The 8,300-nt window shown below is 62.8% G+C and carries 6 protein-coding genes and 2 pseudogenes; 6 read left to right on the top strand and 2 right to left on the bottom strand.

The features are described 5' to 3' along the window. The first annotated feature begins 62 nt into the window (after nucleotides 1–62). Nucleotides 63–608 carry an IS6 family transposase gene (locus tag ACFFIC_RS08370; protein WP_377049718.1) on the top strand — a complete coding sequence of 182 codons (546 nt, stop codon included), beginning with the start codon at nucleotides 63–65 and terminating at the stop codon, nucleotides 606–608. Nucleotides 609–639: 31 nt separating this feature from the next. Here the strand turns inward: ACFFIC_RS08370 and ACFFIC_RS08365 are convergent. Then, a pseudogene (locus ACFFIC_RS08365) lies at nucleotides 640–765 on the bottom strand (transposase); the annotation flags it as partial. A 486-nt stretch (nucleotides 766–1,251) separates the two neighbouring features. On the opposite strand from ACFFIC_RS08365, the gene ACFFIC_RS08360 reads away from it, so the two are divergent. Both ACFFIC_RS08360 and ACFFIC_RS08355 read left to right on the top strand, forming a co-directional pair. After that, nucleotides 1,252–2,499 (top strand): carbohydrate-binding domain-containing protein, encoded by a 1,248-nt coding sequence (locus ACFFIC_RS08360; protein ID WP_377049715.1) that lies wholly within the window; start codon nucleotides 1,252–1,254, stop codon nucleotides 2,497–2,499. 149 nt (nucleotides 2,500–2,648) lie between these two features. Beyond that, nucleotides 2,649–2,771 (top strand): annotated as a pseudogene (locus ACFFIC_RS08355) (transposase); the annotation flags it as partial. A gap of 76 nt (nucleotides 2,772–2,847) precedes the next feature. On the opposite strand, the gene ACFFIC_RS08350 reads toward ACFFIC_RS08355, so the two are convergent. Next, complete coding sequence (locus tag ACFFIC_RS08350; RefSeq protein ID WP_377049717.1) at nucleotides 2,848–3,675, bottom strand: IS6 family transposase; 828 nt, start codon at nucleotides 3,673–3,675, stop codon at nucleotides 2,848–2,850. Between the two features lie 795 nt (nucleotides 3,676–4,470). On the opposite strand from ACFFIC_RS08350, the gene ACFFIC_RS08345 reads away from it, so the two are divergent. The 3 genes from ACFFIC_RS08345 to ACFFIC_RS08335 form a co-directional block, all read left to right on the top strand. Further along, the gene (locus ACFFIC_RS08345) at nucleotides 4,471–6,294 is read left to right on the top strand and encodes an EAL domain-containing protein (protein WP_377049716.1); all 1,824 of its coding nucleotides are present in this window, start codon (nucleotides 4,471–4,473) and stop codon (nucleotides 6,292–6,294) included. Nucleotides 6,295–6,314: 20 nt separating this feature from the next. Further along, nucleotides 6,315–7,889, top strand: a complete 1,575-nt coding sequence (locus ACFFIC_RS08340) for a diguanylate cyclase domain-containing protein (RefSeq protein ID WP_377049714.1) — start codon at nucleotides 6,315–6,317, stop codon at nucleotides 7,887–7,889. Nucleotides 7,890–8,095: 206 nt separating this feature from the next. Next, nucleotides 8,096–8,300, top strand: a 205-nt coding sequence (locus ACFFIC_RS08335; RefSeq protein WP_377049713.1) for a hypothetical protein, incomplete at its 3' end; no start/stop codon positions are given.

Below are 8,300 nucleotides of genomic sequence, written 5' to 3'. Positions count from 1 at the left end.
TGAGCGTCACTAAGGTCAGCAAACATCACCCCTCAAAAAAGGCGGCCCTCCGCGGATAGGTACTGCGCTTCGGCCGGCTGTTCGCGAACAAGCTGAAGCGACGTCGGCCACGGCCGGGCGACAAATGGTTCATGGACGAGGTGTTCATCCGCATCCGCGGCAAGTTGCACTACCTCTGGCGTGCGGTGGATCAGGACGGCAACGTGCTCGACATCCTGGTGCAGAGCCGACGCAATGCCAGAGCCGCCAAGCGGTTCTTTCGCAAGCTGCTGAAGGGGCTGCAGTACGTTCCCCGCGTGATCGTCACCGACAAGCTGCGCAGCTACGGCGTTGCGAAGCGTGGGATTCTGCCAGGTGTGGAGCATCGGCAGAGCCGCTATCTCAACAACCGCGCCGAGGTGTCACACCAGCCAACACGACGGCGAGAACGGCAGATGCAGCGGTTCAAGTCGCCGCGCCACGCTCAACAGTTCCTCTCCACCCACAGCCGGATTCACAACCACTTCCAACTCCGTCGTCACCGCCTAACTGCCGACCAACACCGCCAGGTCCGCAATGCCGCGTTCAGCGCCTGGCGCGATGTGACCAGAACTGCACCATCTATCTGAGCGCTGCGCCAGCTCGGGTGCTCCTTGCATCCTACGTCGCCAACCTGACAAGGCCGATGGAGGCGATCAGGCCTTCTGTCTGGCGCAGCGCCAAGCGGAACACCGCCCGCAGGGTCAGCGTCGTGGTAATCGCCAGCGCGGAGTAGCGGGACTGACCACCACGACCGGTGCGGGCTCAGCACGCTACGCCTCGACTGCCTCTGCCGTGAACCACATGGTGAGGCTGCCAGAGGCGCGCAGACCAGCCTCGCAGGAGGGCCAGTTCGTCATTCGGTGCCGCTGCTTCAGGATGCGGTGCCGGCTGTCGGCATTGGCGTTGTACGGCATGGCGGGTGCCCCGTTAGCAATCGAGGGTTCGCCCTCACGCCAGCCTACCCGAGGATCCCCAACCGGACGCCCCATGCACCAAAGTGTTGCTGTGGCGGATACCCAGGATGCGCTCTGGCCACCGACCAACGGCTTCATCCTGACCAGTTGCCGGAATGACCTCGCCAGCTCGGGTCACGCGCCTGAGAAGGCCCGACCCCTCCCGATTTCTACAACTTACACGGGAATTAATATCGGTCATCATAACGCAGAGTTGAGCGGACTCCAATGTTCGATACCTCTACGAATCATTCCTGTTCTTCCCGGGGGTTAGCGCATGTCAATCATCACAGGCACGCCTTTCAGCGACACGGTGACCGCGAATAGGACGTCGTCAAAGGTTGTGGGTGGCCCAGCCACGACAGGGAATGACACCATTTTCGGCCTCGGCGGGTTTGATACCCTGTACGGCGGCTCAGGCAATGACGTGATTGACGGCGGCGCAGACGGAGATTTCCTCTATGGCGGGTTCGGCGACGATACGCTGCTGGGCGGAGACGGCAACGACTACCTGAGGGGCGGCGCTGGCGATGACATCCTGTACGACGGGCCGGGGGACAACACGCTTGATGGTGGCTCTGGCACCGACACGGCCGTCTCCGCGTTTTCCGCTCCCTCGCCGGCGTGGCTTCGGGAACCCGATGGAAGCTGGAATGTGGCAGGGGTGGGCGTTCTCCAGAACGTGGAGTACGTGCGCTTCACCAACGGCGTACTAGACCTCACGACGGGTGAGTTCCGCAGTGCCGGCCTGCAAACAGTGGCCCTGGACGCGAACAAGGCCGAGGGCGCTACCGGAACGACCGCGTTCACCTTCATGGCGACTCGGACGGGCGACACATCCAGCTTTAGCAGCGCCAATTGGTTCATTGAAGGCAGTGGCGCCAACCCTGCGTCGGCTTCCGACCTCGTCGGAGGGGTAACGCCCCGTGGCACCGTGCTTTTCAGCCCTGGAGAGACGACCAAGACGATCACCATTGAGGTCGCTGGCGATACGGATGTCGAGGGCGACGAGAGCTTCACCCTCAGCTGGCACGAAACCAGCTTCGGCACGATGATCGAGGGTGCGATGGCAAGCGGCATCATCCAGAACGACGATGCCGCTGTTTTGGAGCGGTCAGTTATGGCGGCCAGCACCACGGCCGCGAACACTGCATTCGGCAGCGGCGCGGACACGCTGGTGCTGAAGATCAGCGAGGATGCCTGGAACGGGCACGCGCAGTATACGGTCAAGGTGGACGGCGTGCAGGTGGGTGGCGTGCTGACCGCCTCGGCCAGCCATGCGCTCGGCCAGTCCGACATCGTGACGCTGAAGGGCAACTGGGGCAGTGGCGCGCACAAGGTGGAGGTGAACTTCCTCAACGACGCCTGGGGTGGCACCAGCAGCACCGACCGCAACCTCTACGTCGACGGCATCACCTATGACGGCCACTCCGTAGCTAACAGCATGGTCGCACTGATGAGAAACGGCTCATTCGAAGTTGCCGTCCCGACTACCGTGTCCGGCGAGTTCCACTTGTTCGGGTAACTGGATCATAGCTCCATCCTTGCCCTTCTGGTGCCACAGCTGGCGGCTGGGGCGGTTGACCTCGAACACGGTGACCTTAAGCCTGCAGACTGGTCCGGGCTTTCTGAAAGTTTTCCGGCAGGGATGTTGACCTGAAGGAGGACGGTTCGGTGAGGAAGAGCCACTACACCGAGGAGCAAATCGCCTTCGCGTTGAAGCAGGCGGAGCTGGGTACGGCGGTGGCCGAGGTCTGCCGCAAGATGGGTGTCTCGGAGACGCACTGTGGTGCATGGGTCGGCCTGGCGGTCTGGGCGGTTCTGTCAGCTCTCGCGCCAGGGATGCCGTCGCATGGCGGTTGATGCTGTCAGCCTACCCTGCTCCGAGGATGGCGAGCACGGTTGCCGCACGACGGAGATGAAGCATGCGACGGCGGCTGGCGGGAACATGCTGGTTGTGACGGACGCGAGGACGAAGCTGGTTGCGAAGTTCATCGTAGCTGCGACAGAAGCGCTCGGCTGAGGTGAAGCTCTTGAACCCGCGCATACATCGGATCCGGCCTTTTATGCCCCGATGATCTTGCTCAAGTCGGTTGTTCTTGAAGGCGCTGTTCCGGTGCTTAACCCGCTTGCCCAGTGTTGAGCGGATCGCGCGTGGGTAGGAGCCATGCCCGTCCGTGGTGACTTGGTCGGGGACGATGCCTGTGGCCGACTTGGCCGAGCGGAAGAACGCCTGCGCAGCCGCCATGTCGCGCTGCTCGCTCAGCATGGTGTCGACGAGGTCACCGTTCCTGTCGATGGCCCGATACAAGTAACACCAGCGTCCACGGACCTTCAGATAAGTCTCGTCGGCATGCCATGAGCGACGGCCGCGGCCGCCCCTCCCACGCCGACGCTGGCGCAGTTCACCCGCGAGAACCGGCGCGAGCTTGGCCTCCCACTCCCGCACCGCCTCATGGCTGAAGACGATGCCGCGGATGAGGAACATCTCGGCCAGGTCCCGCAAGGTGAGGCGGTAGCGCAGGCGCCGCATCACCACCAGCGCGATCACGTCGCTCGGGTACTGCGTCCGGTTCAGCACTCCCGAGCTGCGCTCGTTGAACCCTCGGCCGCAGGCGCAGCACCGGAAGCGCTGGTAGCCCTGGGCCGTACGGTCCCGCCGGTCAGTCACCTCGGCCGAACCACAATCCACGCACCCCATCCCAGGCTCCCGGCCGCCCATTAACCCGTCAGGAGCCTATCCAGACCTGCCCCGCCCGCCAATCCGGGTGCCCCTGGCGCGAGAGCTGACAGAACCGCAGCTGCGGCAGCGGAACCAGCGGTAGCCCTGACCAGTGCGCTCCAGCCGCTCGGTCACGCTGGTCGAGCCGCAGGCCACACAGTCCATCCCTGTCCTTATCGAGGAGCCCAGAGCCGGAGCCTATCAGCCTTACCCCGGCCGCCCAAACGAGGCGCCTGGCGCGAGGCCTGACAGAACCAGCTTGACCGCCTTAACACAACACTGGATTGGGGATGCATTCTTTCACCTTGCGATTTTCCTGCGCGTTTCAGGGTGGTGTTAACACAGCAGCAACGGTCGCAAGGTCAAATCCTCCATCAGTTACTCCGGGCAAAACGCACGGAAACTGGAAGGGCAGGGGGTCAGTGCCATGAGTTCCGAAGTGGCGGCCACCATTCCCGCGATCCTGATTGCCGTACTGGCCTCATTGACATGGCCAAATGTGTGGCCCGGCGAATAGGTTTCGCGTCAAGCCTTGGCCACCGGCGAGGGCTTTGACCGGGCCAGCGCATATCCTTGCTGAAGTGCCTCCCGCCCGGTGTGGGTTGGCGCCTCCTGTCGCCCGGCCCTGTGCGGGGTCGAATGAATGGCAAGCTTTAGCATGCCCTTGCACAGCCTGACGGTGTTTCATGGAAGGGTGATAGCGACGACATTGGGCATTTGCAGCCAACGCCATCAGCGAAGCATCAATCGGATCGCTTCGGGAGAAAGCACGTGATGTCTGCGGTCCTTCAGGACGATGGTTCAGAGTTGGTGGGAACGGTGCCGGACCGCTATCGCGTTTTTGCCTCATTGGCTGCCGATCTGCTGATTGAGACGGATGCCGAGGGACGTCTGACCTTTATCGCCGGTGACATCGCGACCAAGGTCGGCAAAGGGGTGAGAAGCCTCCTTCGTGGGCCCGCCATGCGCCTCATCGAGCCGAAGGACCACGACGTGTTCCAGCGTGCTCTCGCACAGCTCCAGGCGGGGGACCGGCTGCGCCCTGTGCTGGTGCATCTGTGCCATGGTGACGGCGCCGGGTACAGCATGACAGGCAGAGTCTATTCGGACGTTGGCGATATCGTTCAGCCCGGATTTTCCGTGCGCCGCTACGCCTTTGCCTTCGCGGCGCTGCCTGTCACGACGCAAGCTGAACAGTCAGCTATAGCGGCTGGAGTGATCCAGGAGAAAGATGGCGCCCTGCTACGGATCGCCGAGGCGCAGCTGAAGGCGCTCGCTTCCGGCACCAGCCAGGGCGATCAAGCCACCTTGTCTCTGCTGGAGCTGATGGGGCCGGATGGTCGCATCACGCCGCGCCCCGCCCTGCTGAAGGACATTACTGAGATCCTGGCCAACTATGGTGGGCCGGGGTCCACGACAGCTCAGATCGCTCCCGGGCGCTTCGGCATGATCCACGTACAACCTCCGTCGAGCCCAACCGCCAGGGCGGACACTACGTCGCCGAACCTCGGAACTGTTGTTGAGCAGCTGCAATCCATCCTATCGAGCGCCGGATTGCCATCGGCTACCGTCTGCACGAAGGCTTTGACGCTGGCGGAGCCCGCCAGCGTCGGTCTGACGGGACCGCAGGCGGTGCGGGCCCTGCGGATCGCTTTGAGCACCTTTGCTCAGGGTGGCATCGCCGCACTGGCACGCGCAGGATTTGAGGGCGGGCTGCACGGCTTCCTCTCAGCCGCCGGACCCCGTTCCGCAGCCCTGGCCCGCGCGATCGAGACCCGACGCTTCCGCCTGGCCTTCCAACCGATCGTGAGCCTCTCCCAGAGGAACCAGCCGCCTTCGCACTATGAGGCGCTGATCCGCCCTCTTCCGACGGACGGTCTGCCGGAGCTCAGCCCTCAGGCTTTCGTGAGCATGGCCGAAATGCTTGGTCTTTCGGCTGATCTGGATCTCGCAATCGCGGACGCCACACTTCAGGCCCTTGCATGCACGGACAGCAGAACCCGCGTGGCGTGCAATGTTTCTGGTCTGTCCATCCAGGATCCCGCGTTTCGCGAGCGCCTCATCGAAGTGCTTTCGGCCTATCCAAGCGATCTATGGGCCCGCCTCCTGGTCGAGGTGACCGAAACCGCCGAGATCGACAACGAGGCGGAGGCCATCGTCACCTGCGATGCGCTGCGCGCGTTGGGCGTCACCCTCTGCGTCGATGATTTCGGTGCTGGGGCGGCAGGCATCCGGTATCTGCGCATGTTGCGCCCGAGCATCATCAAGTTCGACGGAGCCCTCATGGAGGCGACCAGCGGGCCGACCGGCGCCGACGGGTACAAGTTCGCCGCCGCACTGGTCGAACTTGCGCAAAGCACCCAGGCCGAGGTCATTGCGGAACGGGTCGAGACCGAGGCCGATGCCGTGACTGCTTCTTCGTTCGGTGCAAGCTATGGCCAGGGCTGGCTGCTCGGGCGTCCCGGCATCCTGCCAGGCAACCTGGAGTCCGTCTCGTCCCGGCACGCCAGGAGGCTCGACGGGCTTCCGCGTGAGCAGAGCGTAAGAACTGCAGAGGATGCTGGATATCCACAGGCTTCACTGCGCCCTGCAAGGTGACATGACGTGAACTCACAGAAATGAGGCTCTGGAAGAACGTGTCGCGTGAAGCAGCGATGCAGTCCGCCTCCACACAGTCGCGCGGCTGGCGCTTGTTCAGCGTTCCTCGTCGCATCGCACTGGGCATCCTATCCTTAGATCTTCTCGTCCTTCTGATCGGCACTGCGGTGCTGTCTGGATTGCGTGTTGAGGCGAGGCGCAAGGCAGAACACGCTTGGTCCAGTCTCGTATCCACGCTTGAGAGAGACCTTTCCCGCCATCTCGGCCAGATCGATCTCTCGTTACGGGGTTTGGCTGCGACCATCCAAATATCCGAGCCTGGCAAGCGTGTTAGCCAGTCTTATGAGATAGCCCTCTCCGCACAGGCCGGGCCAGGACGAACCGACGGATTGCTTCTTGTGCTGGACGCAAACGGTACTCTCGTCGCAAGTTCCAAAGCCTTTTCGAGTGCAGAGCAAAGCTTTGCCGGTCGAGAGTATTTCGAGGTTCACCGGCAGCGCCGGGAGGTTGGCGCCTATGTCAGCCTACCCGACACCAGTGATCGGGGAACACAGGGTATTGCCATAAGTCGCCGTATCGCGAGCCCGGACGGGCTCTTTCGTGGCTTGGTCGTCGCGCAAGTACCATTGACCGACCTTGAGCGGATCATGAGCCGGCTCGACCTCGGTGCGGACGGCACTGTGTCGCTGCTGAGGACGGATGGGCAGTTGCTCGCGAGGTATCCTGCAGCGAACGACCTCATTGTTCGGGATACGGTGGCAACAGTGAGAAGGTTGGGAGCTACGCTCTCCACCGCGTCTGCACAGTTCATCGCCACAGCCGAGAGCGACGGCCTGGAGCGCCTCTACACCTATCAGCGATTGGGGCTGCCACGCTTAGTTCTCGTGGGTGCCACACTTACAGCGGATCACTATACCGCTTGGTGGTGGCAGGTTGGAGCATCGGTCGCATGCTTTCTTACGCTCCATGCTGCCGCGGTAGCATTCTTCCTTGTCGGGCGGGGAAGGGCGTCAGGACGCGTTTTAACCTCGGGCACGCTACCGGAAGTGATCAAGCCTCCAGATGACCTCCCGATGGACAGCTTAACAGGCCTGCTGTCACGCCTTGTCTTTGAGAGCCGGCTCAATCAGAAGTGGCAACACGCCATCCGTGATGCCCACCCGCTCTCGTTGGTCATTCTCGATATCGATCACATGGAAGCTTACAACACCTGTTTCGGGCACCCCGCAGGGGATGAGCTTCTGGCGAGGGTAAGCGCGTGCATGACAGAGCGCGTTCTGGAGCAAGGAGACTTTGCCGCACGCTTCGGTGGCAATGAACTCGCCCTCCTGCTTCCCAACACAGATATGGATGGTGCCTCCACCCTCGCGGAACTGCTGCGCGGGTCCATCGACGAGCTCGGACTTGTTCACGCCGCTAGTCCCAAGGCGCGTGTGACCGTCAGTATTGGTTGGTCGACCTGCACGCCTGAGGACGGACAAGAGCCAGGCTTGCTGCTGGCCGCAGCTGGCCGCGCTTTGCGGGTCGCGAAGCAGGATGGGCGCAACCGCGTTGCGGGTGCCCCGGCTCAGCTTGCAGATGCGCTGAGAACTTGAGTTACCAAGCTGACAACAACGTCAAATGCCATCGAGCTTCGCGGCGGTCGGCTTTTTGGTTCTGCACATTTGCTAACCAAATCTCACGGATGGATCCAGCGGATCTGTCAGAGCTCGCGCCAGGAGTGCCCAGACTGGCGAGCTGGGGCAGGCGTGGATAGGCTCCTGACGGGTTGATGGGCGGCTGGGGACCTGAGATGGGGTGCATGGACTGCGGTTCGGCGGAGGTGATTGAGCGGCCGGACCGCACCGCCCAAGGCTACCGCAGGTTCCGCTGCCGCGACTGCGGCAAACAGTTCAACGAGCGCAGTGCCGGCCTGCTGAACCGGGCGCAGTACCCGAGCGACATCGTTGCGCTGGTGGTGCTATGGCGACTGCGGTATCGCCTTACCCTGCGCGATCTCAGCGAGA

This window comes from Muricoccus vinaceus (assembly GCF_042433125.1).
In the GTDB taxonomy this organism is placed as follows: Bacteria; Pseudomonadota; Alphaproteobacteria; order Acetobacterales; family Acetobacteraceae; genus Roseomonas; species Roseomonas vinacea.
The sequence above is the reverse complement of the archived record's forward strand: the minus strand, read 5'-3'. Positions and strand labels throughout refer to the sequence as shown.